This window comes from Catellatospora tritici, from assembly GCF_019083965.1.
GTDB lineage: Bacteria > Actinomycetota > Actinomycetes > Mycobacteriales > Micromonosporaceae > Catellatospora > Catellatospora tritici.
The window spans coordinates 102760-128381 of sequence record NZ_JAHRCY010000012.1 but is presented as its reverse complement, the minus strand read 5'-3'; the positions used below and the strand labels follow the sequence as shown (position 1 = coordinate 128381).

General features: G+C 71.6%; 22 protein-coding genes and 1 pseudogene. 16 read left to right on the top strand and 7 right to left on the bottom strand.

Annotated features, from left to right (window positions below):
- Positions 1-3: 3 nt before the first annotated feature.
- The 10 genes from KUA19_RS26020 to KUA19_RS25975 all read left to right on the top strand — a co-directional run bounded on the left by KUA19_RS26020 (position 4) and on the right by KUA19_RS25975 (position 13482).
- Positions 4-987: a carbohydrate ABC transporter permease gene (locus tag KUA19_RS26020; protein WP_217399965.1), complete on the top strand. Its 984-nt coding sequence runs from the start codon at positions 4-6 to the stop codon at positions 985-987.
- Complete coding sequence (locus KUA19_RS26015) at positions 987-1835, top strand: carbohydrate ABC transporter permease (RefSeq protein ID WP_217399963.1); 849 nt, start codon at positions 987-989, stop codon at positions 1833-1835. The genes KUA19_RS26020 and KUA19_RS26015 overlap by 1 nt, the downstream gene beginning before the upstream one ends.
- Before the next feature lie 42 nt (positions 1836-1877).
- Positions 1878-2837 carry a 5-dehydro-4-deoxyglucarate dehydratase gene (locus KUA19_RS26010; protein ID WP_217399961.1) on the top strand — a complete coding sequence of 320 codons (960 nt, stop codon included), beginning with the start codon at positions 1878-1880 and terminating at the stop codon, positions 2835-2837.
- Positions 2834-4126, top strand: coding sequence for a glucarate dehydratase family protein (locus KUA19_RS26005; protein WP_217399959.1), 1293 nt, complete (start codon positions 2834-2836; stop codon positions 4124-4126). The genes KUA19_RS26010 and KUA19_RS26005 overlap by 4 nt, the downstream gene beginning before the upstream one ends.
- Entirely contained in the window at positions 4120-5238 is a 1119-nt protein-coding gene (locus tag KUA19_RS26000; RefSeq protein ID WP_217399957.1) for a hypothetical protein, read from the top strand. Before KUA19_RS26005 ends, KUA19_RS26000 begins: the two co-directional genes overlap by 7 nt.
- A gap of 354 nt (positions 5239-5592) precedes the next feature.
- Entirely contained in the window at positions 5593-6882 is a 1290-nt protein-coding gene (locus KUA19_RS25995; protein WP_254550126.1) for an aldehyde dehydrogenase family protein, read from the top strand.
- A 150-nt stretch (positions 6883-7032) separates the two neighbouring features.
- On the top strand, positions 7033-9465 hold the full coding sequence (locus tag KUA19_RS43115; RefSeq protein WP_254550125.1) for a cellulose binding domain-containing protein: 2433 nt from the start codon (positions 7033-7035) through the stop codon (positions 9463-9465).
- A 281-nt stretch (positions 9466-9746) separates the two neighbouring features.
- Positions 9747-10277 (top strand): (2Fe-2S)-binding protein, encoded by a 531-nt coding sequence (locus KUA19_RS25985; protein ID WP_217399955.1) that lies wholly within the window; start codon positions 9747-9749, stop codon positions 10275-10277.
- On the top strand, positions 10277-11269 hold the full coding sequence (locus tag KUA19_RS25980; protein WP_217399954.1) for an FAD binding domain-containing protein: 993 nt from the start codon (positions 10277-10279) through the stop codon (positions 11267-11269). Before KUA19_RS25985 ends, KUA19_RS25980 begins: the two co-directional genes overlap by 1 nt.
- Positions 11266-13482: a xanthine dehydrogenase family protein molybdopterin-binding subunit gene (locus KUA19_RS25975; RefSeq protein WP_217399952.1), complete on the top strand. Its 2217-nt coding sequence runs from the start codon at positions 11266-11268 to the stop codon at positions 13480-13482. The genes KUA19_RS25980 and KUA19_RS25975 overlap by 4 nt, the downstream gene beginning before the upstream one ends.
- Before the next feature lie 190 nt (positions 13483-13672).
- Here KUA19_RS25975 and KUA19_RS25970 read toward each other — a convergent pair whose 3' ends face one another.
- The gene (locus tag KUA19_RS25970) at positions 13673-15232 is read right to left on the bottom strand and encodes an alpha-L-arabinofuranosidase B (protein WP_217399950.1); all 1560 of its coding nucleotides are present in this window, start codon (positions 15230-15232) and stop codon (positions 13673-13675) included.
- A gap of 550 nt (positions 15233-15782) precedes the next feature.
- Here KUA19_RS25970 and KUA19_RS25965 point away from each other — a divergent pair.
- On the top strand, positions 15783-16028 hold the full coding sequence (locus KUA19_RS25965) for a hypothetical protein (protein ID WP_217399947.1): 246 nt from the start codon (positions 15783-15785) through the stop codon (positions 16026-16028).
- A gap of 53 nt (positions 16029-16081) precedes the next feature.
- Here the strand turns inward: KUA19_RS25965 and KUA19_RS44060 are convergent, their stop codons facing one another.
- The gene (locus KUA19_RS44060) at positions 16082-16210 is read right to left on the bottom strand and encodes a hypothetical protein (RefSeq protein ID WP_302563221.1); all 129 of its coding nucleotides are present in this window, start codon (positions 16208-16210) and stop codon (positions 16082-16084) included.
- Here KUA19_RS44060 and KUA19_RS45030 point away from each other — a divergent pair.
- The 3 genes and pseudogenes from KUA19_RS45030 to KUA19_RS25950 all read left to right on the top strand — a co-directional run bounded on the left by KUA19_RS45030 (position 16152) and on the right by KUA19_RS25950 (position 17203).
- Positions 16152-16727, top strand: a pseudogene (locus KUA19_RS45030) (glucuronyl esterase domain-containing protein). The gene KUA19_RS44060 and the pseudogene KUA19_RS45030 sit on opposite strands and share 59 nt — an antisense overlap.
- 10 nt (positions 16728-16737) lie before the next feature.
- Positions 16738-17013 carry a hypothetical protein gene (locus KUA19_RS25955; protein ID WP_217399942.1) on the top strand — a complete coding sequence of 92 codons (276 nt, stop codon included), beginning with the start codon at positions 16738-16740 and terminating at the stop codon, positions 17011-17013.
- 25 nt (positions 17014-17038) lie between these two features.
- Entirely contained in the window at positions 17039-17203 is a 165-nt protein-coding gene (locus KUA19_RS25950; RefSeq protein WP_217399940.1) for a hypothetical protein, read from the top strand.
- Between the two features lie 9 nt (positions 17204-17212).
- On the opposite strand, the gene KUA19_RS25945 is transcribed toward KUA19_RS25950, so the two are convergent.
- The 3 genes from KUA19_RS25945 to KUA19_RS25935 form a co-directional block, all read right to left on the bottom strand.
- The gene (locus KUA19_RS25945; RefSeq protein WP_217399938.1) at positions 17213-17401 is read right to left on the bottom strand and encodes a bleomycin resistance protein; all 189 of its coding nucleotides are present in this window, start codon (positions 17399-17401) and stop codon (positions 17213-17215) included.
- Between the two features lie 94 nt (positions 17402-17495).
- A complete protein-coding gene (locus KUA19_RS25940) occupies positions 17496-19736 on the bottom strand; it encodes a hypothetical protein (RefSeq protein WP_217399936.1) in 2241 nt (746 codons plus the stop codon).
- Positions 19737-19843: 107 nt separating this feature from the next.
- Positions 19844-21703 carry a CASTOR/POLLUX-related putative ion channel gene (locus KUA19_RS25935; RefSeq protein ID WP_254550158.1) on the bottom strand — a complete coding sequence of 620 codons (1860 nt, stop codon included), beginning with the start codon at positions 21701-21703 and terminating at the stop codon, positions 19844-19846.
- Between the two features lie 328 nt (positions 21704-22031).
- Here KUA19_RS25935 and KUA19_RS25930 point away from each other — a divergent pair, with 328 nt between their 5' ends.
- Together KUA19_RS25930 and KUA19_RS25925 are read left to right on the top strand one after the other, a co-directional pair.
- The gene (locus KUA19_RS25930) at positions 22032-22667 is read left to right on the top strand and encodes a hypothetical protein (RefSeq protein WP_217399934.1); all 636 of its coding nucleotides are present in this window, start codon (positions 22032-22034) and stop codon (positions 22665-22667) included.
- Positions 22668-22737: 70 nt separating this feature from the next.
- The gene (locus KUA19_RS25925) at positions 22738-23256 is read left to right on the top strand and encodes an NUDIX domain-containing protein (protein ID WP_217399933.1); all 519 of its coding nucleotides are present in this window, start codon (positions 22738-22740) and stop codon (positions 23254-23256) included.
- On the opposite strand, the gene KUA19_RS25920 is transcribed toward KUA19_RS25925, so the two are convergent.
- Positions 23208-23435: a hypothetical protein gene (locus KUA19_RS25920; protein WP_217399932.1), complete on the bottom strand. Its 228-nt coding sequence runs from the start codon at positions 23433-23435 to the stop codon at positions 23208-23210. The two genes, KUA19_RS25925 and KUA19_RS25920, sit on opposite strands and share 49 nt — an antisense overlap.
- A gap of 30 nt (positions 23436-23465) precedes the next feature.
- Entirely contained in the window at positions 23466-25463 is a 1998-nt protein-coding gene (locus tag KUA19_RS25915) for a putative bifunctional diguanylate cyclase/phosphodiesterase (protein WP_217399931.1), read from the bottom strand.
- Positions 25464-25622: the final 159 nt, after the last annotated feature.

Sequence of the window (25622 nt, the reverse complement as noted above, 5' to 3'; positions counted from 1 at the left end):
CTGATGCAGGACACCGGTTCCGGGGCGGCGGCGACCGCCGTACGCCCCGGCCGGGCGGCTGGGCGGATCGCCCCGCCGCCGGACCCCGCGGCCCGGCCGCGACGGCGCCGCCTCGACCTGACCGGCGCGCTGAGCCCGTGGCTGTTCCTCGCCCCGGCACTGACGATCTTCGCGCTGTTCAAGTTCTGGCCGATGGCGCAGGCGGTCGCCATGAGCCTGCACGAGGTCCGCCCGTACCTGGGCGACCGGTGGGTCGGGCTGGACAACTACACACAGGTGTTCGCCGACGAGGACTTCCTGGCCGCGATCGGGCACACCGCGGTGCTGGCCGTGGGGCAGACGGGCGGGTCGATCCTGCTCGGGATGGCGCTCGCGCTGCTGCTGGAAGGCTCGGCCAAGCACCTGTGGGTGGTCCGCACCGCGGTGTTCCTGCCGACCGTGGTGGCGATGGCGGTGGTGGCCGAGGTGTGGCGGATCCTGTACTACCCCGCACCCGATGGCACGGTGAACACCGTGCTGGGCTGGCTCGGGATGGGACCGTCGCAGTTCCTCAACAGCCAGGACAGCTCGCTGCTGAGCGTGATGGGCGTCGGGATCTGGCGCGGCGCGCCGTACGACATGATGATCTTCCTGGCGGGCCTGGCCGGAGTCGACCGCAACCTCTACGAGGCGGCCGCCGTCGACGGCGCGAGTGTCACCCGCAGGCTGTGGCACGTCACCTTCCCCGCGCTGCGGCCGGTCTTCGCGATCCTGTTCACCCTGGCCGCGATCCGCGGGCTGCGGGTGTTCACCGAGATCTTCCTGCTCACCAACGGCGGCCCCAACGGCGCCACCGAGGTGATGATGACGCTGATCTACAAGCTCGGCCTGGAACGCGGCGAACTGGGCGTCGCCGCCGCCGGTTCGATGCTGCTGCTGGCCGCGACCGTGCTGCTGACCCTGGTCGTGCGCGTGGTCCGGTCCCGCTCGGAACGGAAGGTGGCGTGATGGCCTCCGGATTCGACAGCGCGCTCGGCTTCACCGCCCGGCGCGGGCCGCTGGCGGTGCTGGTCAAGGTCGTGGTGTACGGCCTGCTCGTCGTCGTCTTCGCCGGGCCGCTGCTGGCGCTGATGATCGGCGCGTTCACGAAGGTCAACGACCCGACGACGCTGGTGTCGGGCGGCGGGTTCACCCTGGACAACTTCACCCGCGCCTTCGACCGGGGCGTGCTCGGCTACCTGGCGAACTCGTTCATCGTGGTCGGCGGGGGACTGCTGCTGCAGATCGCGGTCAGCGTGTCGGCGTCGTACTCGCTGGCGCGCAAGACGTTTCCGCTGATGAAGCTGGTGTTCCTGCTGGTGCTGTCCACGATGATGCTGCCCGAGGAGGTGCTGGCGATCCCGCTGTCGCTGGTGCTGTCGGAGGTCAACCTCACCGGCACCCTGCTCGGCATGATCATCCCGGTCGGCGCCTGGGCCTTCTCCATCCTGGTGATGACCGAGTTCATGAAGGAGATCCCGGTCGAGCTGGAGGAGGCCGCCCGGCTGGACGGCGCGGGCGACCTGCGCGTCTTCTGGTCGGTGGTGCTGCCGCTGTGCCGTCCCGCGCTCGGTGTCGTCGGCATCTTCGGCTTCACCATGATCTGGGACCAGTACCTGCTCCCGCTGCTGGTCGCCACCGACGCGCAGCAGTTCACCCTGCCGCTGGCGCTGCGCACGCTGCGCTCCGACGAGCAGGTCGGCATCGGCGTGCTGCTGGCCGCCGCACTGCTGGCGCTGCTGCCCAGCGTGCTCGCCTTCATCGCCATGCAGCGCCAGTTCATGCGCGGCCTGACCTCCGGCGCCGTCAAGGGCTGACGCCGCCACCCGTCCGCACAGCCACTACCGAGGAGAACCACCATGCGCCTGCAGGGGCTGCTCTCGTTCCCGCTCACTCCGTTCACCGGCGACGACAAGGTCGACCTGGCGGTCTTCGCCGAGCACGTCGAACGCCAGATCGCGGCCGCGCCCAGCGCGCTGTTCGTCGCCTGCGGCACCGGCGAGTTCACCGCGCTGTCCACCGACGAGTACCGCGACGTCGTGGCCACGGCGGTTCGGGTGTCCGACGGCCGCCTGCCGATCTTCGCAGGCTGCGGCGGCGGCCCGCAGCAGGCCCGGGAGTTCGCGCAGATCGCCGCCGACTGCGGCGCCGACGGGCTGCTGCTGCTTCCGCCGTACCTGGTCTCCTCGACCCCGGCCGGGCTGGTCGAGCACGTGCGCTACGTCGCCTCGGCGACCGCGCTGCCGATCACCGTCTACCAGCGCGCCAACGCGGTGCTCGACCCGGCCGCAGCGGTGGCGCTGCTGGACATCCCGACCGTCGTCGGCATCAAGGACGGCCGGGGCGACGTGGACGCGATGCTGCGCCTGGTCGTGGCGGTACGCGAGTCCGGCCACCCCCGCGCCGCCGAGTTCGGGTTCCTCAACGGGCTGCCCACCGCCGAGATGTCCGTCCAGGCGTACGAGGCCATCGGCGTGGACAGCTACTCCTCGGCCGTGCTCTGCTTCGCCCCCGACATCGCCACCGCCTTCTACCGGGCCGTCCGCGCCGCAGACAGGGCCGTCGTCGCGAAGCTGCTCACCGCGTTCTACCTGCCGCTGGTGGCCCTGCGCGACAAGGTGCCCGGCTACGCCGTCGCGCTGGTCAAGGCCGGGGCGCGGCTGGACGGGCAGGCGATGGGGCACGTGCGCCCGCCGCTGGTCGACATCACGCCCGAGCACGAAGCCGAGCTGGCCGCCATCATCGCGCGCGGCCGCGCCGCCCTGGCCGAGACCATCGCACCTGCCGAGGCGACCGCACCTGCCGAGGCGACCGCATGAGGATCCGCGAGGTCGTGGTCACGCCGGTGGCGTTCCCGGACCCGCCGCTGCTCAACTCCGCCGGGGTGCACCAGCCGTGGGCGCTGCGCGCCATCGTCGAGCTGCGCTGCGGCGACGGCCTGGTCGGGCTGGGCGAGACCTACGGCGACGCCCCGCACCTGGAGCTGCTGCGTGCCGCCGGAGCGACGCTGGTCGGGCTGGACCCGTTCGACACCAACCGGCTGTGGCGCCGGGTGTGCCGGGTGCTGGGCGGTGCCGACTCACCCGACCGGCACGGGCTGACCGGCGACTCCAGCCCGCAGAAGACGGCGCTGCGGGTGTTCGCCCCGTTCGAGGTCGCCTGCCTCGACCTGCAGGGGCACCTGACCGGGCGGCCGGTGGCGGATCTGCTCGGTGGGAAGGTGCGCGAGCGGGTGCCGTTCTCGGCGTACCTGTTCTACAAGTGGGCTGTCCACCCGACCGCCGACGGCCCGGCGTCGCTGGTCGGCGGGCTGCCGCCGGTCGACGACCCGTACCCGGCCGCCCTCGACCCGGCCGGGATCGTCGCCCAGGCCCGGCAGCTGATCGACGAGTACGGGTTCGGCTCGATCAAGCTCAAGGGCGGCGTGTTCCCGCCCGACGAGGAGATCGCCGCGATCCGGGCCCTGCGTGAGGCGTTCCCCGACCTGCCGCTGCGGCTGGACCCCAACGCCGCGTGGAGCGTGGAGACCTCGGTCCGGGTCGCCCGGGAGACCGAAGGGCTGCTGGAGTACCTGGAGGACCCGACGCCCGGCATCCCCGGTATGGCCGAGGTCGCCAAGGCGGCACCGATGCCGTTGGCCACCAACATGTGCGTGGTCAGCCCCGCCGACATCCCGCCCGGGTTCGGCCAGGGCGCGGTCGGGGTGGTGCTGTCCGACCACCACTACTGGGGTGGGCTGCGGCGCAGCGCCGAACTCGCCGCGATCTGCCGGACCTGGGGCGTCGGGGTGTCGATGCACTCCAACAGCCACCTGGGCATCAGCCTGGCCGCGATGACGCAGCTCGGCGCGGCGCTGCCGGAGCTGACGTACGCCGCCGACACGCACACGCCCTGGCAGTGCGGCGTCGACGTGCTGGAGCGGCCGCTGCCGATCACCGGCGGGGCGGTCACCGTGCCGGACACGCCCGGCCTGGGCGTGAGCCTGGACCGGGACGCGCTGGCGCGGCTGCACGAGAACTACCTGCGGTGCGCGATCCGGGAGCGGGACGACACGTCGTACCGGCGGATCTTCGAGCCCGAGTACACCAAGCGGAGGCCGCGATGGTGATCAGCGTGCACGCGTTCCCGTGGGACGTGCTGGGCGATCCCGGGTTCGTCGACCGGTTCGCGCGGACCGGTGCCGACGCGGTGACGCTGGCCGTGTCGTACCACTCGACGCGGGCGGCGACGCCGCTGCACCCGTCGCGGCGGCTGGTCGACGCCCGGTACGCCGCGCTGTATCGCCCCGTACGCGAGCAGGCCTGGGCCGGTCGGCGCCTGGTGCCGCAGGCACCGGACTGGATCCCGGGCCACGACGACCCCGCCGGTGCCGCGGTCGAACTGCTGCGTGCCGCCGGTATCCCGGTCAACGCCTGGGTCGTGCTGGCCCACAGCACCCGGCTCGGCCTGGCCCACCCCGACCTGAGCGTGGTCAACTGCTTCGGCGAGCACTACCCGTACGCCCTGTGCCCGGCGCGGCCGCAGGTGCGCGAGCACTGTGCGGTGCTGGCCGCCGAGGCGCTGCGCGGACTGCCTGTCGACGGGGTGTCGCTGGAGTCGGCCGGGCAGATGGGCGTGGCGCACATCGGCTGCCACGAGAAGACCGACGGCGCTTTCCCGCCGCTGGTCCAGCGGGCGCTCAGCGTCTGCTGCTGCGACGCCTGCGCCGCGTCCTGGACCGCGCGCGGACTCGACCCGGCCCAGGTCACCGCCGCGCTGCGCGAGGCCGCCCGCTCGGCGACCTGGCTGCCCGACGACCTCGCGTCCGCGCTGCTCGCGACCCGTCAGGCGGCGACGACCACGCTGGTGGCCGAGGTCCTCGCGGCGGTGCGCGAACACGCCCCGCAGGCCTCGATCACCCTGCACGCCCATCCCGACCCGTGGGCCGCCGGACCGTCGCCTGGTCTGGTGCCCGAACTGCTGTCCGAGGTGGACAATGTGCTGATCCCGTGTTGGCCGACAGACCCGGCCACGGCCGAACTGGTCTCGGCGCTGGCAGACCGGACCACTGTGGATGCCTATGTGACGGTGCTGCCACCTGCCCAGGCCGACCAGTTGCCCGACCACGTGGCCCGGCTCCGCGACGCCGGGGCGAACCGGCTCAGCCTCTACCACCTCGGCCTGGCCCCGGCCGACCGCCAGCCCCTCTTGAATACCCTGGCCAAGCACTTCCGCACCTGAGCGCAACGCCCCGCCGCCTGCGGCTGCGGGCGGGCCGTGCTCCGCTACGGAGCTGCAGTTTCGGGGAAAGTGCGTGAGTTCAGGCTCGGATTCGTGCACTTTCCCCGAAACTGCACGGCGTCCGGCGGGCGTGCGCCAGCGCATGGTCCGGCGGGCGTGCGCCAGCGCGATGCTGCGCCGTGCCCCGGTGCGCGGGACGACGACCACATCAACCACCGACCTCCGCTGCCAGTCGATGCGCTCGCGGACGGTGCAGTTTCAGGGAAAGTGCGGCAACATGCGGTCCCATTCCTGCACTTTCCTCGAAACTGCACGCTGGGACGCGCGGGGTCGGGATCGCGATAGGAGATTCCGATGGATGTCATGGATGCGGTGGCGCGGGCCGTCGGGGCCGCGCCGTCGATGGCGGCGATGAGCGGCGATGCCCGGCGGGACATGCTGTACGCGTGCGCCGACGCGGTGCTCGCGGCCGGGGACGAGGTCGTCGCCACCGCGATGGCCGAGACGGGGCTGACCGAGGCGCGGCTGCGCGGTGAACTCGACCGGACCGCCAACCAGTTCCGGTTGCTCGGCGACCACGCGGCCAAGCCGTGGCGACGGGTTTCGGCCGGGGTCGCGGCGGGAGGCGCGGACGTGGTCACCGTGCCGGTGCCGGTCGGGCCGGTCGCGGTGTTCGCCGCGTCGAACTTCCCGCTGGCGTTCGGAGTCAGCGGCGGCGACACCGCGTCAGCGCTGGCGGCGGGCTGCCCGGTGGTGGTCAAGGCGCATCCGGCGCAGCCGCGTACCGGCGAGCTGCTGGGGGCGCTGCTGGCCCGTACCCTGCCCGAGGGGACGTTCTCGCTGGTCGCGGGCGGTCCGGAGGTGTCGTTGGAGTTGGTGCGGGCGCCCGGGGTGAAGGCGGTCGGGTTCACCGGGTCGCTGCAGGGCGGCCGGGCGCTGATGGACGTGGCGGCGGCCCGGCCCGACCCGATCCCGGTGTACGCGGAGATGGGCTCGCTCAACCCGGTGCTGGTGCTGCCCGGCGCGACCGGTGCGGCGACGGTCGGGGCGCTCGCGGCGGCGGTGACCGGTTCGGCCGGGCAGCTGTGCACCAAGCCGGGCCTGGTGTTGACCGAGTCGGCCGCGTTCGCGGATGAGCTCGCCGCGGCCGTGGCGTCGACGTCCGTGCACCGGATGCTGACCGAGCCGATGGCCGAAGCGCACCGGCGCTGGCGGGCCGACTCCTCGACGCGGCACCGGGTGGTTGCGGGCGACGGTGATCCGGCGCCGTTCGCGGTGGTCGTCGACGCGGCGGAACTGGCGGGGGAGCTGCTGGAGGAGCACTTCGGACCGTCGGTGGTGATCGGCGTCGGCGTGGCGGCGGACATCCTGGGCCGGTTGGCGGGATCGCTGACCGCGTCGGTCTTCGCCGCCGATGATGACCGCGACGAGGCTCGCGCGCTGCTGCCTGAGCTGCTGGCACGGGCCGGTCGGATCGTCTGGAACGGTGTGCCGACCGGCGTCGCGGTGTGCGACGCGATGCAGCATGGCGGTCCGTGGCCCGCCACGTCGGCGTCCTGGTCGACGTCGGTGGGTACGGAGGCGGTCGAGCGGTTCCGGCGGCCGGTGGCCCTGCAGGGTCTGCCGCCGGAGCTGCTGCCCTGAGCCGTCGCTCCCGATTGATCACTCTGGCATGGCGTCCACATACATGGACGCCATGCCAGTTTGTAACATGCTATTGACCTGTTGGATACGTGTCAGCAGAATGGGCGATCACAGGAATCCACAGCAGACACCCGTCCCCTCGGAGCAGTGATGTCTCGACGTTCCGCCCCCGTACCCCTGCTGGCCGGTCTCACGGTCGCCGCGCTCGCCGCGACCACCCTGGCCCTGGCACCCGCCCGCCCGCAGCTCAGCCCGGCCGCCGCCCTCACCACCCTCGACCTGTCCGCCGCCAACCGCCGCGCCCCGATCGTGGGCCTCTACGACTGGTCCAAGGCCGGTTACCGTGGCGGCGCCAACCTGCCCGGCGCCGCCGAGACGAACCCCGACGCCGCCTGCCAGCTCACCCCCGCCGAGCTGGCCGCCCAGTACGCCGTCACGCCCGACGACAACGTCGACGACTCGGCCGGTCTCCAGGCCGCCATCGACGCGATCCGCACCGGCTGCTCGCCCACCGCGAGCTACACCAAGCTGTCGCTGATCACCCTGCCCGCGGGCACCCTCAACGTGTCCCGGCAGCTCGGCGTCGACGCCGACTACCTGATCATCCGCGGTGCGGGCAGCGGCACCGGCGGCACCCGGTTCGTCTTCCGTCCCGATGCCAACACCCGCTACGACGCGCTCACCGCCGACGGCTCCGACTGGGACGAGGACGGCATGACCTCCGGGTCGGGCACGGGCGGCTGGATCTGGCCCGGCCGCGGCCTGTTCCGGGTGCAGTCGCGCGCCGTGCACACCAGCTACGCCAGCGAGTACGCCGCGGCGCCCGCCAACCGCAAGGACCTGTTCGAGGGCACCGTCAACGTGCACTGGAAGGCCGGGCTGAAACTGCGCGGCAAGACCGGTGACACCGCCTTCGCCGCCCGCACCGGCGACACCGTCGTCCACCTGGCCACCAGCGGTTCACTCAGCGCGTTCACGGTCGGCGGCCTGGTCAACATTCGCGCCGCGAACTCGGTGAACTTCTACGCCCAGCAGGACATCACGCCCGCCGACGGCACCCTGCAGAACATCCACATGCGCCAGCAGATCTTCACCATCACGGCGGTCGACACCACCAACCGCACCATCACCCTGGACAAGCCGCTGGAGTACGACGTCCCCGTCAACTCCACGTCCGACGGCTCGGCCGCCATCGGCGGCACCGTCTACGACTCCAAGGCCGCCCCGCTGGTCGACCCGGTGCTCGGCGTCGGCTTCGAGAACTTCTCCCTCACCCAGGACATGCCCGGCCTCAACCCGGCCGACGCCGTGCACAACTACGGCAACATGGCCCCGGCCGAGGAGATGCACGGCATCGTCTTCAAATGGGCCGCCAACTCCTGGGTGCGCGGCATCAGCACCAGCATGACCGGCTCACACCCGATCGTCTCCGAGGAGGCGTACCACCTGCAGATCGTCGGCAACAGCTTCGACGGCGCGTGGAACAAGGGCAAGGGCGGCAACGGCTACTTCCGCGGCTCGCGCGTCTGGGACTCCCTCTACGCGGGGAACACCTCGCGCAACCTGCGCCACTTCACCTTCCAGTGGTCGGCGTCGGGCAACGTCGTGATCGGCAACGACTTCGACTCCGACATCAACCTGCACGGCGGCTGGGAGCGCAACAACCTCATCGAACTGAACACGGTGACGGTGCCGTACGAGCACCGTTCGGCCAGCTGCACCGCCAACTGCGGCGAGGAGGGCGGCGGCGGTCCGGACGCCTCCACCTGGTTCCCGATCTGGTGGGCGGCGGGCAAGAAGGCCGTCAAGTGGTCCGGCTCCAGCGGGCCGCGCAACGTGTTCTTCAACAACTCGATGAGCAAGCAGACCACCGCGGGTGCCGCGTACACCCCGTACTACGCCGACCATCAGCGCGTCTACCAGTTCGGCTGGAACGGCACCGGCTGGAAGCACCTCGACAGCGGCGGCACGGCGATCCCGGACTGGTCCGGGCGCGAGCAGTTGGACTACACCGGCGGGCACGGCGTGGACGCGACCCGTACCGATGCGGGCCCGTCGCTGTTCCTCAAGTCCCTGACCGGCGTGCCCAGCCCGTCGCCGTCGGCCAGCTCCCCGGCCTCCCCGTCGCCCTCGCCCTCGCGGTCGGCCTCCCCGTCACCGTCGGCCTCGCCCTCGTCGTCACCGTCGGCCTCGCCCTCGTCGTCACCGTCCGCCTCGCCCTCGTCGTCACCGTCCGCCTCGCCCTCGTCGTCACCGTCCGCCTCGCCCTCGGCTTCGCCGAGTGCTCCGGCGGGATGCGTGACGGTGCGGACCGTGCAGACCTCGTCGTGGAGCACCGGGTACGGCATGGACGTGTTCGTCAAGAACAACTGCGCCCAGGCGACGGTCACCTGGACGGTCGAGTTCGATCTGCCCACCGGCACCAGCGTCAGCAACTCATGGAGCTCGGTACGCACCTCGACCGGCCAGCACCACACTTTCACCAACCTCTCCTACAACGGCGACATCGCCCCTGGCCAGGAGGAGAGCTTCGGCTTCAACGCCTCCGGCACCGGTCTGCCCCTCAACCTGACCGCCCACTGATCGGCGGTTCCGAACAGCGCAGGGGCATCGGCTCGTCGCCGGTGCCCCTCGCTTCGCATCTCACCCGTGCTCGACTCGCCGCGACCGACTGGCAGGTTTCCACCGTTGGTGGCGGCGCCTTGGTCACGCGCATCCGCCCCGAGCTCGCACCCGAGTGGGCGCGGAATGCCGGGAACCGGCGCAGCCGAGCGTCGCCCGGTGGGATTCTGAGGTGTCCGCACCACGTTCGCCGGTCAGCGGCGACCACATCCACGGCGCCGTGGTCGCGCCTGGAGGACGCGATGAAAACCACCCGAACGCCCACACGCACCCCATCGGTGCAGGATGAGTACTTCGTCGACATCCTGACCGTGGTCAACGGCGCTCCGCACCAGTGGCGGGTCGACACCCGCACCACGCTGCTGGAGGCGCTGCGTGACACCGCCGGGCTCACCGGCACCAAGCGCGGATGCGACCAGGGCGCCTGCGGCGCGTGCACGGTCCACGTCGACGGCGCACGCGTGCTGGCCTGCCTGATGCTGGCCGCCCAGGTCGACGGCCGCTCGGTCACCACGGTCGAGGGGTTGGCCGACGGTCCGGGCCTGCATCCGCTGCAGGAGGCGTTCGTACGCCACGACGCGTTCCAGTGCGGCTTCTGCACTCCCGGCCAGCTCATGTCGGCCGCGTGCCTGGTCGGCGAGGGTCGCACGGGCAGCGACGCCGACATCCGCGAGTTCATGGCGGGCAACCTGTGCCGTTGCGGGGCGTACGACAACATCGTCGCCGCGATACGCGAGGTCGCCGCCGCAGATCGTGCCGAGGGCGGTGCCTGATGCGGGCGTTCGTCTACGACCGGCCCACCCGGGTCGAGCAGGCCGTCGCCACGGTGACCGCCGACCCGCAGGCGGCGTTCCTGGCCGGGGGCACCACCCAGCTGGACCTGATGAAGGACGGGGTGTGGACCCCGGACCGGCTGGTCGACATCTCCCGCCTGCCGCTGCGCGGCATGATGACCGAGGGCCAGCTGCTGCGGGTGGGGGCGCTGACGACGATGGAGCAGTTGGCGGCCGAACCGGTCGTCGCGCGGCGGCTGCGGTTCGTCCGGGAGGCGCTGCTGGCCGGGGCGTCGACGCAGCTGCGCAACATGGCCACCATCGGCGGCAACCTGCTGCAGCGCACCCGCTGCCGTTACTTCCGCGACCCGACGGTGGCCGCCTGCAACCGGCGCTGCCCCGACTCGGGCTGCGCGGCCGTGGCCAACACCGCGCGCATGCACGCGGTCCTCGGCGTCGACGAGCGGTGCGTGGCCCTACACGCATCCGACGTCGCGGTGCCGCTGGTAGCCGTCGGTGCGGCGGTGACGGTCCTGGGGGCGAAGGGTGAGCGGCAGATCCCGCTGACGGAGTTCTGGGTACGGGCCGACGAGGGGCCGTCGATCGAGAACGTGCTCGGCCACGGCGAGCTGATCACCGAGGTGCGGATCCCGTTGTTACCCGAGGGTTGGACGTCGGGGTATCTGAAGGTGCGGGACCGGGCGTCGTACGAGTTCGCGCTGACCAGCGCGGCGGTGGCGCTGCGCATGGACAGCGGGGTGATCGGGGACTGCCGGATCGCCCTCGGCGGTGTCGGCTCGGTGCCGTGGCGGGCCTGGCAGGCCGAGGACCTGCTGCGCGGCACCCAACCCGAGCCGACGCTGTTCGAGCGGGCGGGCCGAGCGGTGATGGCGGGCGCGTACACGCTGCCCGGGACCGCGTTCAAGGTCGATCTGGCGGTGCGCACCCTGACCCGGCAACTGATCGCCATGACCTCGGCGGCGACGCGATGACCGCCACGCATTCGCGGCCCGGCTCGCCGGACACCTGGGTGGGGCAGGGCCTGGACCGGGTCGACGGTCCGCACAAGGTGACCGGGACCGCGCCGTACCCCAGCGACGTGACCATGCCCGGGATGCTGCACGCGATGGTGGTGACCTCGACCGTGCCGGCGGGCAGCATCACGAAGATCGACACCAGCGCGTTGCTGACCCTGCCCGGGGTCCGGGCGGTGTTCACGCACGAGAACTTCCCGAGGCTGAACGAGCCACCGGTGGTGGCGTTCGGCGATGCTCCGGCGATGCCGCTGCAGGACGCGCGGATCAGCTTCCACGGCCAGGAGGTGGCGCTGGTCGTCGCGGACACCCCGCAGGAGGCGGTGGAGGCGGCGCGGCTCATCGAGATCACCTACGCCCAGGAGCCGGCGCGGCTGGACTGGTCCGACGGGGTTGAGGAGCCGCTGCCGTACCTGCCCGACGTGCGGCGCGGCGACGTGGACGCGGGCTGGGCCAACGCCGACGCCAGGGTGGGCGCCACCTACACCACCGCGGAGAACGTCAACAATCCGCTCGGCCTGATGGGGTCGGTCGCCGTGTGGGACGGCGACCACCTGGACTTCCACGACTCGACCCAGTGGCCGGTCGCGGTTCGCAAGATCCTGGCCGCCATGTTCGGGGTGCCGGAGTCGGGGGTGCGGGTGCTGGTGCCGTACCTCGGCGGGGGTTTCGGCGCGGGGTTGAACACCTGGCCGTACAAGATCCTGTGCGCGGGTGCGGCCCGGGTGCTGGACCGCCCGGTCAAGCTGATGCTGACCCGACCGCAGATGTTCAAGCTGGTCGGGCACCGGCCCGACACCGAGCATCGGGTGCGCCTGGCCGCGCGCCGCGACGGCACGCTCACCGCGATCGAGCACCGCGCCCGGTCGATGGGCGCGCTGGACAAGCCCGCGCTGGGGCTGCTCACCGCCGCGACCAGCCAGGTGTACGCCTGCCCGAACGTCACCACCGTCGAGCGTACCGTCCGGCTGAACCGCCGCTACCCGGCCGCGATGCGCGGCCCCGGCGAGGCCGAGGGCAACTGGGCGATCGAGACCGCGCTGGACGAACTCGCCTACGAACTCGGCCTGGACCCGCTGGAGCTGCGGCTGCGCAACATCTCCGCGCTGGTGCATCCGGGCTCAGGGCTGCCCTGGTCCAGCAACGCGCTGGTCGAGTGCTGCCGGGTCGGCGCGGAGGTGTTCGGCTGGTCGCGACGTGACCCGCGACCGGGGTCCATGTCGGACGGGGACCTGCTGCTGGGCTGGGGGATGGCCACCGCCTTCTACGGCGCGTACCTGCCCGTCTCCACCGCCCGGGTCACCCTGTACGCCGACGGCACCGCCGCGGTGCGCGCCGCCGGGACCGACATCGGCACCGGGACGTACACGGTGATCACGCAGTTGGCCGCCGACCTGCTGGGGCTTCAGCCACGCCAGGTCGACTTCCGGCTCGGCGACAGCGACCTGCCCGACTCGGCCCAGTCCGGCGGGTCTGGGCTGGCCTCGTCGCTGTCGGCCGCCGTCATGGACGCCGTCGCGAACCTGCGCGGCGGCCTGCTCGGTCTGCTCGACCCGGCCTCGCCGCTGCGCGGCGCCTCCCCGGACGAGGTCGTCTGCCGCGACGGCGCGCTGTGCCGCGACGCCGACCCGTCGGCCCGGATCTCGTTCGGCGACCTGCTCACCCGGGGCGGGCTGAACCAGCTGTCGGCCGAGGGCCGGGTCCGCCTGCCCGATCCGCAGCAGGCGGGGATGCACCAGGCGGGCGGGTTCGGAGCCCGGTACGTCGAGGTGGCGATCGATCCGCTGATCGGCCGGCTGCGGGTGCGGCGGATCGTCAGCGCCACCGACGCCGGGCGCATCCTCAATCCGAAGCTGGCCCGCAGCCAGATCATCGGCGGCACGGTCGGCGGCATCGGCATGGCGATGTTCGAGGAGACGGTGACCGATCCGGACACCGGTCGGGTCGCCAACGGGACATTCGGCGACTATCTGATCGCCTCCTGTGCCGACGTGCCCGACGTGGAGGTCCTGTTCGTGGGCGGGCCGGACCGGTTCAGCCCGGCCGGGACCAAGGGCGTGGGCGAGATCGGGCTGGTCGGGGTGGCGGCGGCGATCGGCAACGCGGTCTTCCACGCCACCGGCCGCCGCCTGCGCGGCCTGCCGATCACCATCGACCAGCTGTTGCTTTAGGCGTCGGCCGGTTCGCGCACCAGCGGGACGACGTCGTGGGCCAAGCGCCGCACCTGGCCGCGTTCGGCCGCGACCGGCCGGCAGCCGAAGGTGTCGAAGCGCGGGTCGTGCCCTACCGGCGAGCGTGTGGGCGCGTGCGCACCTCAGCCGTGACAGCCGCCCCGCCTGAGCGGGGCGGCCGCCTTTCCGGTTACGGCGTCCAGGGTGCGGTGACGACCCAGCTCACGTCGTCACCCCACAGGCCGGTGGCGTCGAACGCGTTCGAGCCGCCGTTGCTGGCGATGTAGACCAGGTTGTTGTAGTGGCGCAGGTAGCGGGTGGAGAAGTTGACCGAGGCGAGCGAGTTGCCCTGGCCGTTCTTGCTCACCCGAGTGCAGAACGTCGCGTCGCTGGCGAACAGCGCGCTGCCGTCGTTGGCCTGTGCGTAGACCTGATAGTTCGAGTGCCGTAGGAAGCTGCCCGCGGTGTTCTTGGACTCGAACGACACGCAGGAGGGGTTGGCCAGACCGGCGCGCACGATCCAGGATGCGTTGGCCTTGTCCGTGGCCGAACTGGAGGAGCTGACCACCGCGGTGGAGACGCTGGTGCCGGAGTGGGTGATGTACCGGGTGGTGCAGCAGGCAGTGGTGGCGCGCAGCGAGACGGTCGCGCCCGCCGTCAGCGCGCTGTTGCCGGACAGGCCGGGGGCGTAACCGGCGGCGACGATGTTGGCCTGCACCGAGTTCTCAGTGGCGTCGCTCGGGTAGCCCGAGGTCATCACGCCCTCGTAGAAGGTGCCGGCGGAGCTGTTGCTGTTGTCGCCGCCGATGCCGAGGATGATCGCGCCCTCCTTCTTCATCGGGTTGTAGCCCGCCACGTTGGGCCGCACGCCGTTGTAGTAGGTGGACAGGCCGCCCGAGCGTGCGTTGCCCGCCCGGATCGACCAGTGGTTCGGCTCGCCCTTGACGATCGCGGTCAGGAACCGGTGCGTCACCGTCGGGTCGTTGGTGTTCTGGCCCGCGTTGACGCCGGAGAACAGGCCGTTCTCCAGGTCGGCCATGACCCACGGGCCGTTGCCGCTGCCCCGGCCCCAGGCGGTGATGTTGCCGAAGTAGATGGCTTCCATCGTGCCGTTGCCGTTGTCGCGGCTGTTGGTCTCGGCGTTGCCGTAGTCGAAGCAGCAGCCGTTGTTGTAGTGCGTGCCGTCGAAGATGGCGTACATTCCCTCGGCCGCGTCACCTCGGGCGATGCCGTTGGTGCTGTTGTTGCGGTAGCCGGTGCCGGGGGCCACGAACACGCCGTACGCCTTGTTGCCGCCGACGGTCACCGGGGCCGCGTTGGCGACGGCGAGGTTGTCGTAGCCGCCCGCGGCCGGGCCGTTGAACCCGCCGGGCGGCGCCTGGGTGAGGTGGTTACCGCGACCGGACTGGTCGTAGATGATGGTGATCAGGCAGCTGGTGTTGGCGCAGAACGAGTCCTGCGCCGCGGCGTTGGCGTAGCCGCCCGCGCTGAGCAGGCCGATGTTCTGCGTGGCGTTGTCGGACGCGCGCCGGACCTGGTACAGCGAGCCGTTGTAGGTGCCGTACAGCGCCCGGGTGGTGCTGTGCGCGGCGACGCAGGGCGTGCCGCCGGTGGCGTAGATGTCGCACGGCTGCGTCGTCGCGGCCTGCGAGGTGCCCGCGCCGGTCAGGACGCTCGCGACGAGCGCGCCCGTGGTGGCCACGGCCAGGGCGGCCAGGCGCAGGGGTCGATGTTTGAGCTGCAGTGCCATTGCTACCTCTTCCGTTGCGGTGGGGACCGGGGACCGTCGCCGGGCACGGTGCACCGGCACGCCGTAGGGAGGCGCGCGGGCAGGCCAAGGCTGGTCCATCAGTACGGGTTCGCGGCGGCGAGAGCGAAGTGATCAACGGGTGCGGCGGCTCGACGGCTGGGTGAGTTCCTCCCTTCGAGGGGGTCGCCGGCGCACCACGGGTCGGGCCCCCAGACAAGGAGCGCGGCCGCGTGTGAGCGTTAACATAACCGACCCGAAATCTTTTCGCAATGATCAAATATCCTCGATTTGAGGTCGGCCCTGATTCGGCTGTTCGTTTGCGAAACACGGGCTGTACCGAATCGATCAGCGAACGCCTGTTACCGCTCACATGGGTGCCGTGCCTCGCCCGGTCCGTCCCGCCGCGACAGTGAGAAGTATCGGTGGCTGGGACCGAGAGTTTCCGGAACACGTTGACGTGTCCGGGCGTCCTAATCGACCCTTGGGCATGCCATGGCATCCGTGTACATCGATTGCAGATGCCGCTTCCACTGCCCGGAAGGAGGCTTCAATGACCAGCAACTCGGACCGTTCCCGCATCCGATCGGCGGTCGTCGCACCGACGGTGTCGGCGCTCGCGTTCGCGGGAGCGGTGACAGTCGCCCGGTCCACATCAGCCGCGGCGGCCGCTCCACTCGCTGTCGGCGTCGAGGACGACGGCGCCGACTGCGCCGTGAACCTGCCCGGCTCCGCTACGGCCAACGCCAAACTTCCCGATCTCTTCAAGAAGATCGACGGCACTCGGATCGCCACGTGATCCGACTGGCGCTGTCGGCGCGAGGAGATCAAGAAGCTGGCCGAGCGGTACGTCTACGGCACCAAACCCGCCAGACCGGCCAGCGTCACCGGCACGGTCTCCCGGACCGGCATCACCGTGAACGTGTCCGACAGCGGCCGCAGCGCCAGCTTCTCGGCCGGCGTCAGCGTGCCCAGCGGCACCGGACCCTTCCCGGCCGTGGTGGTCGTCGGCGGGCTCGGCGCCGACACGGCGACCATCCAGGCGGCCGGGGTCGCCGTCATCAACTACGACCCGCTCTCGGTCGGCAAGGAGGGCACCGCCCGCAACAACAAGCAGGGCGCCTTCTACTCCGTGTACGGCGCGACGAGCAGCACCGGGTAGCTGGCCGCGTGGGCCTGGGGCGTCAGCCGCATCATCGACGTCATCGAGCAGTCGGGCGGCACCGTCCTCAAGGCCGACGCGCTGGGCGTCACGGGCTGCTCGCGCTACGGCAAGGGTGCCTTCGCGATCGGCGCCTTCGACCAGCGCATCGCGCTGACCATCCGATCGAGTCGGGCAGCGGCGGTGCGCCCGTCTTCCGCGGCATCGCGGGAGAGTCCGGCGCCCAGCCGCTCAGCAGCACTTACTCGGAGCAGCCTGGGCTGGGGGACGCGTTCGGGTCGTACACGGGAAGTCCGGCGGGGTTGCCGGTGGACACGCACGAGACCGTGGCCATGATCTGTTCATCATGGAGAACCCGCGCATCGACTGGCTGGCGGCGCGCTCCGGCAGTGTGTCGGCGCTGGCCGGGGCCGAGGTCTACAAGGCGCTGGGCGCTGCTGACAACATCACCTACTGGTCCGACGTCGCGGACGGCACCCACTGCGCGGTGCGATCCGAATGGCGCACCCCGCTGCAGCAGAACCTGCAGAAGTTCCTGCTCAAGACGGGTAACGCGGCGGGCACCTTCCGGATCTCGAGCCTGAAGTCCGGCAACCTGGCCGACTCTTCCGCCGGAGCATGAGTCGACCGGGACGTTGCTGGCCGCCATGCTGGCCGGTGTCGCACTGTTCGCGGCCGTCACGCTGAGCGGCTTGACCTCGATGGTCGCTTACCTCAGCACCCGCCGCCGAGGCTGGCTGGTGGTGGCCGCGACGCTGCTGCTCGCGGACTGCGCGGTGATCATCGGATACGACAGACTCGTCGGCGGCTGACGGGCGGGTTCAGCCGCGCAGTTCGTCCATGTGGTGCCCGGCGGCCGTGACCGCCTCGTCCGAAGTCCTGCCCTCGGACCGCGCCACGATGTACGGCGCGTACCAGTCCGACCAGTGGTGCTTCGGCGCGACCGCCTCGTACGCGCCGTGGTGCTCCTCGGCCTCGCGCAGCAGCTCGGTCAACGTCGCAACGTCCATGGTGACCTCCTCGTCGCGGCGACACGGCAATTGTCGCCGGTCAGGCGCCGGTGGCGACGGCTTACGCAAGAGTAGGCCCAGGCCACCACCGTGGTCAGCGCTGTCGACGGGCCTGATCGAGGACCTCCGTCACGAACTCCAGCGCGTGCTGAGCGCTGGTCAGGGGCTCCTGGGCGCACTGTTCGTCGACCTGGCGGGCCCGCGGCCGGGGCAGGCCGAGACTCTCCCGCATGGTCCGGGCGAACTCCTCGACCGAGACCAGGTTGACCTGGTTCGGTGTCGGGCTGAGATAGCCGAGCTCGAAGAACGATCCGGGCAGGCGGGCGGCGCAGCGGTAGAGGCAGGTGAGCAGGGGCAGCCGGTAGTCGTACAGGCGGCGGGCGCGCTCGGTGGCCAGCAGCGCGTGCAGGGACCACTGCTCGATGCGGCGGGACAGGTCGCGGATGTCGCGGCTGGTGGGGTTGCCGACGGGCATGTCGGTGGCCCTGTCCCAGAGCCGCGCGAAGCGCTGGGACAGGTCCAGGTCGCGCGCGGCCCAGGACTGCGGCGTCGCCCGGTCGCTGGTGCTGAACTCTTCCAGGCTCTCGGTGGAGGAGTCGCGCATGAAGTGCCACAGCTCGTCATAGCTGGTGCGGAACCGGCTGGTGCCCAGCCGCCCCACCCGCAGCAGCCAGCCGAGCATCAGCAGCGCGGAGGCGAGCAGCAGCGCGCCGAGGAACAGGCTCAGCCCGGCCGACCACCTGGCCACGCCGTCGCCTGCCAGCCAGGACACCGGCTTCATGTCGACGGTGGCGTCGGCGACGGTGACCACACCGACCAGGGCGATGCTGATGCCGAACAGCATGCTCGCGCGCTGCAGCGCGTCGCCCTCGCGGACCCGGCGCTCGTCGAAGGCCTTGGTGATCGCGTCGAGCAGGCTCTGGTAGTTGCGCTGCACGACGATGGCCTGGGCGGCGACCTCGTCACTGCCGCGTACCAGCTTGCTGATCAGGCCGGTCTCGGTGAGGGCGGCCCGCACGCCGCCGGTCTGGCCGGTCAGGTGCCGTTCGGTGATCGCGTCGTCGTAGATGTCGCCGAGCGCGGCGGCGGTGGCGCTGATCTGGGCCCGGCAGCTCTGCGTCCGTCCGGCCAGGTGGGACAGGTCGGCGATGCCCTGCAGCAGCACCTGGTGCATCAGGTCCATGGAGCCGTGCACCTTGCCCAGCTTGCGCCACTGGAGCACCGGCAGGTGCGTGGCCAGGGAGTCCCACAGCCGGGCGCCCCGGCCGGCGACGGTCTGGTAGACGTCGAGGTGGTTGCGCCAGACATAGAGGTCGTGCTGGACGTCATCGAGCAGGTCTCCGGCGCGCGCCTCCAGGTCGGCGAGCTTGAGGACCAGCCGGTGCACGCCGTGCTCGACGTCGGCGTCGGCGCCGCCGCAGGCGGCCGGGACGATCAGGTACAGCGGGGCGTACTCGGGGTCGTTCGGGCCGGGTTTGCGGCTGATGCGGCGCAGGGTGAGGAAGTCGCCGTTGAGCACCGAGGTGGTGACGACGTCGTCGCGCATGTCGCCGACCATGAGCACCTTGCGGGTCAGCTCGTTGATCGTGGCGGTGTAGACGGGGTCTTCGATGTAGGCGGCCGGGTCGGCGGCGGTGTCCGCCGGTACGCCGATCCAGAAGTCGGCCTGCAGGTAGGTCCGGTCGAGGACCCGGAACGTGGCGTGGTCGAGGAAGTCGCGCAGCAGGTCCTCGGCCTTGCGCGCGGCGCGGGCGAACCGCTGGCGACACTCGGCGGCCGAGCCGGTGACCAGCTGCGGGCCGTCCTCGGTCAGCTCCTGCGGGCGGTGCTGGGGGTGGTGGGCGAGCCTGCTGTCGATGGAGATGCTCGCGTGCCAGCGCAGGTCGGTGCGGATCTGGTACAGCCGCAGGTCGAAGGTGACATAGCGGATGTCAGGGTGGGTGTCGAGGCCGGTGAGGGCGGCGAACCGGGTCGCGTCCAGGTAGACCCGGTGCCGCAGCTGGGCCACGGCGGTATGGGTGTCCTGGACGGATTCGCTGCCCGGCAGCTCCGCGAGCACCCGGCCCAGCCGCTCCACCAGCACCTCGACCTGCGCGTCGGCCTCGTCGCCGGTGAGGTAGGGGACCTGGGCGGGGTCGTCGGTGCCGACGCGGGGGTCGGCGCAGAGGAAGGCCTGCCCGTGCGGGCTGCCGTGCAGCAGGCGCTGCAGCAGCTCGCGCAGCCGTGACGGCGGGTCGCCGCCGGTCACGCCGTCGGCGGACACGAGCCAGGCCGAGGTGGCGACGACCGTCAGTCGGCGCAGGGGGCTGGTCGTCGTCGCGTCGGTGGAGTCCATCCTGGCCCGGCCCTCTCGCAATCATGTAACGACATGAGTGCTCATGGTAACGGTGGGTGTCCACGCGACAGCATCGTCGAATCGTTTGTGGACGATCGATCGGGTGGTCAGTCCTCGGCGACGACGATGACGCTGTCCTCGGCCGTGAAGGTGACCAGCTCCGCCTTCGCGGGGTTGAGCACGACCCGGTCGCCGGACTCGGTGTCGGCACGGGCGATGCGGTAGCCGATGGGGGTCTCGCCGCGGCGCCGGGCGGCCTCGATCACGGTCGCGTACGTGACGGGCGTGCCCGCGGTGATGTAGTCGGCGGCGGGCTTGAGGTGGATCTCCGAGCCCTCCGGGTCGAACAGGTCGGCGAAGACCGACAGCAGGTGCGGGTTCTCCGCCAGCTGGGTCATCAGCAGGCTGATCAGCCGGGCGGAGACGATGAAGTCGTCGGCGCGGGTGACCTGGGCGACCTCGCGGTTGGAGTCGTCGTTCATCTCGGTGACGATCGAGTACGGGTCGCCCAGCCGGTCCTCGATGTCACGCAGGTGCAGCAGGGTGACCAGCGTCCGGTCGTCGGCCCGGTCGGGGTCGGCCGAGTCGTCGGCCAGCACGACGATGCGGGTGTAGCTGCCGGGGTCCAGCGTCTCCAGCGAACGGCGGCTGGCCGGCTCGCACCGCTTGTAGCCCACGGTCAGGTGTTTGAGCTGGTCGAACGTGTTCTCGGGCGGCTGCGGCGCGGCGACGTCCACGATGGAGTCGGGGATGGCGTTGCGGTCCAGCAGGTTGATGATCTTCTCGGCGCGGTCGTTCCAGCCGACCAGCAGCGTACGGTCGGGCTGGGCCCGGCCGACCGGCTCGGCGACGATCGCCGCGGTGGCGACCGGCACCGCCTCCAGGGCGGGTTTGATCAGCAGGTCGTCCTCGGCGATCAGCACGATCTGGTCGCCCGCCTCGACGGCGGTGTCCATCGGCGGGTTGAGCACGACATCGCCGTCGGCGCGGCACAGCCCGATCGGTGCGCCGAGCTCGAAGTAGTCCAGCGCCTCGCCGTAGGTCCGGCCCGCCAGGCGCGGCTCGGCGCGCAGGTAGATCTCGTTGCCGGCGAAGTCGAGCAGGTCGGTGCAGACCGCCGACAGTCCCGACTGCCGATGGGACTGGGCGACCATGCGTACCGCGATGTCGTCGGCGTCGATGATGTGCGCGAGCGGACCACCGGCCAGGCGCGCGGCGGCGATGTTGGCCGACTCCTGGACCGCGGCGACGACATGGGGTCGGCCGGTCGGCCAGGGGCGGTTGTTGAGCAGCAGCAGGACCTTGATGACGTCGATGTCGGGGTCCCGGCCGGGCGGGGTCATCACGATCACCGACCGGGCCGTGTCCAGGCTGGTCAGGTCCAGCGCCGCGCGCTTGAGTGGGCTGCCGGAACGGCAGATGACCCGGGTGCGTCCGGTGTCGCCGACCCGTACCCGGATCTGCTCCTCCATGTCGATCTTGTCGTGGTCGGCGAGGACCACCACCGCCGACCTGGTCCGGCCCGCGTTGGCCCGCGCCAGTTCGGCGATCACCGTGAACACCTGGTCGGACCAGCCGAGGATGACGGTATGGCCGCGCTCGATCACCCGCGACCGGCCCCGACGCAGCTGGGTGATCTGGTTGTCCAATCCGGTCGTCAGCACGCCGATCAGCGACGAGACGAGGAAGATGCCGCCGATGGTCACCACCAGCATCAGCGCCAGAAACGGCGCGCTGCCGGTGTCGGCACCCATCGTGCCCGGGTCGAGCGTGCGCAGCAGGCTCATCCACAGCACGCCCAGCCAGCCCTTGTTGGCCGCGACGTCATCGCCGGTCAGCAGCCAGGCCACGAGCGTGACCACGACGATCAGCGTCAGCGACGCGATGCCCAGCCAGCCGATCAGGGCGGGAGTGCCGCGGTCCATGGTGGAGTCGAACCACGACCGCAACCGGTCACGCGTTCGCATCTTCACGTCGCCTCCCGCGCCGGTGTCCCTCGCTGACGGCAGTGCCGGTAGTCTCCGGGCGCGTCACGACCGCAAGAACCTATCAACCCGCGCACCGGTGGCGAAGCGGCCGGTACGGAACCCACCCGGCCGTCCAAGCCGGACTCGGCGGTTCGTCCCGAACCCGGCGGTTTGGAAGGGCACCTTCTTCGTCGGAATGCGATAAGAAGGTGCCCTTCCTTACCGTTCGGACTGCGGCGCTGTCGCGGTGGCGACTCCGCGATCACCGCAGCCGATCATCGCCATAAGGTGCGGTGACCCATCGCCATCGCACTGAAGGGCACCACCCATGCCGCACCCCCGTCGGCGCACCGTCCGCCTGCTGCTCGCGTCGGCTCTGCTGCTGAGCCCGCTGGCCGCCTGCAAGAACACCGACCAGCCCGCCGCCGCGCCGTCCGCGGTCACCGTGGTCAGCCAGTCGCCCGCCGCGAGCCCGGCCGCGCCGAAAGTGCCCGCGCCGACCTGCGCCGAGGTCCGCGACGCCGTGGTACGCGGCCTGATCGACCCCTACTACGCCTTCGGCGACGACGGGGCGCCGCTGCTCGAAGGTCAGCACGCGGGCGAGGACGGACTGGTCCTGGCCGTGCAGCAGCCCTGCGCCACCGGGGACCTCGGCGGGGAACTGGGCAACGTCACCGTCGGCACCATCATGAGCAGCGTGGTAGACACCACCGGCCGCTACTGGGCGGTGATGGTGTGCACCAAGCCCGCCGACCGGGCCCAGTGCACCGTCCACTTCATGCTCGACGACCGCGACCCGATCGAGTCCGTCGCCATCGCCGACCACAAGCTCACCCTGGTGTACCTGACCCGGCCCGCCGATGGTGCCTCCGCCGGAGTCGCCGTGAAGCGGACCGCCGTGTACATCGCCGACGGCGGCATCCTCAAGGAGCTGTCGCACACCGACGAGCCGTACACGCCCTGATCGGGGTTGGGCCCGGCAGGCCGTCGCGGCGTGCCGGGCCGTCCTCGCCCGCTGCCGCTAGCGTGGGCGCATGCCGGTGCGCCACTCTCACTGCTCCTACTGCGGGAACGCCTTCACCGCCGACCTGCCCTGGCCGCGCCGGTGCGCCACGTGCGAGCAGGTCAGCTACCTGAACCCGGTGCCGGTCGCGGTCGCCGTGCTGCCCGTGGGGGACGGGCTGCTCGGCGTGCGGCGCACCATCCCGCCGGGCGCGGGCCGGGTGGCGCTGCCCGGCGGGTTCATCGACCTCGGTGAAGCGTGGCAGGAAGCGGTCGTGCGTGAGCTGTGGGAGGAGACCGGCGTACGCGCCGCCGCCGCCGACGTCAGGCTCTACGACACCCTCAGCGCGCCCGACGGCACCCTGCTGGTGTTCGGCCTGCTGCCACCGCGCGAGCCAGCCGAGCTGCCGCCGTCGACAGCCAACGCCGAATCGGCCGGTTGGGAGCTGGTCACCGCGGCCACCCCGCTCGCGTTCAGCCTGCACACCGCCGTCGCGGCACGCTACTTCGCCGAACGCGACGAGTCGGGCACCGCGCAGGCGGCGGCGTAGGCGGCCGGTGCCATGCCGACCGTGGCGGTGAAGTCGCGGACCAGGTGGGCCTGGCCACTGAAGCCCAGGTCGGCGGCCAGCCGGCCCAGTCCACCTCCGGCGACGCCTGCGCCGGCGCCTCGTGGCCGCGACCCGGGTTGGGCCGCGGCCGCCTGATCGGCGTTCCCCACGGCGCCCACGCGTCTCCCGCTCCGCGCGCCCTCCGGGCGTCAGGAGGCGCAGCTGACCGGGGTGCCGAGGTGAAGCGGCGCGGTCGCGTGCGTCGGCGTTGGCGCCGGTCGGGCCGCGGCGGCGGTGACCAGGCGCGGGATGTCGTCGGCCGGGACGGCGGGGGAGAGCAGCCAGCCCTGCATCACGCCACAGCCTGCGGCGCGCAGCTGTTCGCGGGTCTGCTCGTCCTCGATGCCCTCGGCGACGGTACGCAGTCCGAGGGTGCGCGCGAGCGCGATGACCGAGGTCGCGATCGCGTCGTCGTGCCGGTTGGTGGTCATCCCGCCGACGAACGACTTATCGATCTTGATTTCGTCGAGCGGGATGTGCCGCAGGTGCTGCAGTGACGAGAACCCGGTGCCGAAGTCGTCCAGGGCCAGGCCCACCCCGATCTCGCGCAGCGCCGTGATGGTGCGCATGGCCCGGGTCGGATCGGCCATGAGCGCGCTCTCGGTGATCTCGAGCTGCACCGATCCGGCGGGAAGCCGGTGCGTGGCCGCGCTGCGGCGCAGGCTCGCGACCAGGTCGTCGCGGAACAGGTCCCGGATGCTGACATTGACCGAGGTACGCAGCAGCAGCCCGGCCGCGCGCCAGCGGGCGGTCTGGGCGAAGGCGTCGTCGATGACCCGGTCGGTGAGCTGGTGCATGACCGGGCTGTGCTCGATCATGGAGATCAGCGCGTCCGGTGGCACCGGGCGCCCGTCCGGTCCGGTCCAGCGCAGCAGCGCCTCGACGCCGACGATCTCGCCGGTGCGCAGGTCGGCCTGCGGCTGGTAGTGCAGCGCGACGGCGGCGCGGTCCTCGGTCACGATCGCGTGCCGGACCTGGTCCAGCACCTCCAGCCGCTGGGCGTGGCGGTCGGTGCCGGGCTGGTACAGGGCGACGCCCCCGTGGTCGCGCTTGGCGTCGTACATGGCGATGTCGGCGTGGCGCATCAGGGCGGCGAAGTCGACGCCGTGCTGCGGACTGACCGCGACGCCGACGGCCGCGGCGACCTCGACCTCCAGCCCGCCGAGCTGCACCGGCCCGTTCACGGCCGCGCTGATCAGCTCGGCCGTGCGGCGGGCGTTGCCCGCGTCGGCCTCGCGCAGCAGCACGCCGAACTCGTCGCCGCCGAGCCTGGCCGCGAGCGCGCCCTCGGGCAGCGCGGCGGTCAGCCGTTGCGCGACGGCGGTGAGCATCTGATCGCCGGTGTCGTGGCCCAGGGCGTCGTTGACGTACTTGAACCCGTCCAGGTCCATCAGCAGCAGCGACGGGCCGCGGCGGTGGCGCGGGCGGTCGGCCCGGATCCGGGCGAACGCGGTCTGCAGACTGGCCCGGTTGCCCAGGCCGGTCAGGGCGTCGGTGTGCGCGGCGCGCTGGCGGTCCTGGGAGAGCCGGGCCATCCGCTGTACGGCGTAGAGCGGCACGATCACCAGCGGCACGAAGCCGAGACTGACGTGGCCCGTCACCGCGAGCACCGGGCTGAGCATGGTCAGCGCGGTCAGGTGTACGGCGGGATCCCTCAGCCCCGCGAGCCGTTCCCGCAGACTGCCGGTGCCCGGAGACTGCGATCCGCTGGCCAGCACCGCCCAGCCGTAGGCGGCGGTGAAGGCGAGCGACGCGATCGTGACGGCCGCGGTGTCGTTGGCCAGGTCGGCCAGCGAGGAGTTGTGGAACGGGTCGGGCTCGCCGATGAGCAGCACGACGTAGGCCGCGCCGAGGGCGACGGTGAAGCGGGCGCCGCTGAGCACCGCCTCGGGCAGGCTCTGGCGGGCGCGTACCGCGATGATCGCGACCGTGAGCGACTGGACCACGATCGCGGGACCGAGGTCCCAGCAGAGCAGGATCGCGAAGGTGAAGCACAGCGACGGGCTGACCACCATGCCGCGGACCGATCTGCCCGGCGGCAGGTAGGTCACCGCCGCCGCGGCCAGTGCCAGCGCGGTCATCACCCAGAACGGGGTCTTGTGCAGGGCCGACGGCACCTGGTCGATCGTGACGATCGTCAGGACCACCGCGGTCGCGATGAAAGTGGTCGGGATCGCCGCTCGTCGCAGGGCTGCCGTCCGTTGTGTTAGTGGCGTCAGCGCCACTGGCAGCGGAGTCACATCGCCTCCTCCGGCGTCGGCTGGTGGCACATGAGCCGCCAGCCTATCCGACAAAAACCTGAAAGC

Bases quoted from the DNA above. Each gene is read 5' to 3' on its own strand.
- KUA19_RS26020 (WP_217399965.1), top strand. From the start codon at position 4: ATGCAGGACACCGGTTCCGGGGCGGCGGCGACCGCCGTACGCCCCGGC.
- KUA19_RS26015 (WP_217399963.1), top strand. From the start codon at position 987: ATGGCCTCCGGATTCGACAGCGCGCTCGGCTTCACCGCCCGGCGCGGG.
- KUA19_RS26010 (WP_217399961.1), top strand. From the start codon at position 1,878: ATGCGCCTGCAGGGGCTGCTCTCGTTCCCGCTCACTCCGTTCACCGGC.
- KUA19_RS26005 (WP_217399959.1), top strand. From the start codon at position 2,834: ATGAGGATCCGCGAGGTCGTGGTCACGCCGGTGGCGTTCCCGGACCCG.
- KUA19_RS26000 (WP_217399957.1), top strand. From the start codon at position 4,120: ATGGTGATCAGCGTGCACGCGTTCCCGTGGGACGTGCTGGGCGATCCC.
- KUA19_RS25995 (WP_254550126.1), top strand. From the start codon at position 5,593: ATGGATGTCATGGATGCGGTGGCGCGGGCCGTCGGGGCCGCGCCGTCG.
- KUA19_RS43115 (WP_254550125.1), top strand. From the start codon at position 7,033: ATGTCTCGACGTTCCGCCCCCGTACCCCTGCTGGCCGGTCTCACGGTC.
- KUA19_RS25985 (WP_217399955.1), top strand. From the start codon at position 9,747: ATGAAAACCACCCGAACGCCCACACGCACCCCATCGGTGCAGGATGAG.
- KUA19_RS25980 (WP_217399954.1), top strand. From the start codon at position 10,277: ATGCGGGCGTTCGTCTACGACCGGCCCACCCGGGTCGAGCAGGCCGTC.
- KUA19_RS25975 (WP_217399952.1), top strand. From the start codon at position 11,266: ATGACCGCCACGCATTCGCGGCCCGGCTCGCCGGACACCTGGGTGGGG.
- KUA19_RS25970 (WP_217399950.1), bottom strand. From the start codon at position 15,232: ATGGCACTGCAGCTCAAACATCGACCCCTGCGCCTGGCCGCCCTGGCC.
- KUA19_RS25965 (WP_217399947.1), top strand. From the start codon at position 15,783: ATGACCAGCAACTCGGACCGTTCCCGCATCCGATCGGCGGTCGTCGCA.
- KUA19_RS25955 (WP_217399942.1), top strand. From the start codon at position 16,738: ATGGAGAACCCGCGCATCGACTGGCTGGCGGCGCGCTCCGGCAGTGTG.
- KUA19_RS25950 (WP_217399940.1), top strand. From the start codon at position 17,039: ATGCTGGCCGGTGTCGCACTGTTCGCGGCCGTCACGCTGAGCGGCTTG.
- KUA19_RS25945 (WP_217399938.1), bottom strand. From the start codon at position 17,401: ATGGACGTTGCGACGTTGACCGAGCTGCTGCGCGAGGCCGAGGAGCAC.
- KUA19_RS25940 (WP_217399936.1), bottom strand. From the start codon at position 19,736: ATGGACTCCACCGACGCGACGACGACCAGCCCCCTGCGCCGACTGACG.
- KUA19_RS25935 (WP_254550158.1), bottom strand. From the start codon at position 21,703: ATGCGAACGCGTGACCGGTTGCGGTCGTGGTTCGACTCCACCATGGAC.
- KUA19_RS25930 (WP_217399934.1), top strand. From the start codon at position 22,032: ATGCCGCACCCCCGTCGGCGCACCGTCCGCCTGCTGCTCGCGTCGGCT.
- KUA19_RS25925 (WP_217399933.1), top strand. From the start codon at position 22,738: ATGCCGGTGCGCCACTCTCACTGCTCCTACTGCGGGAACGCCTTCACC.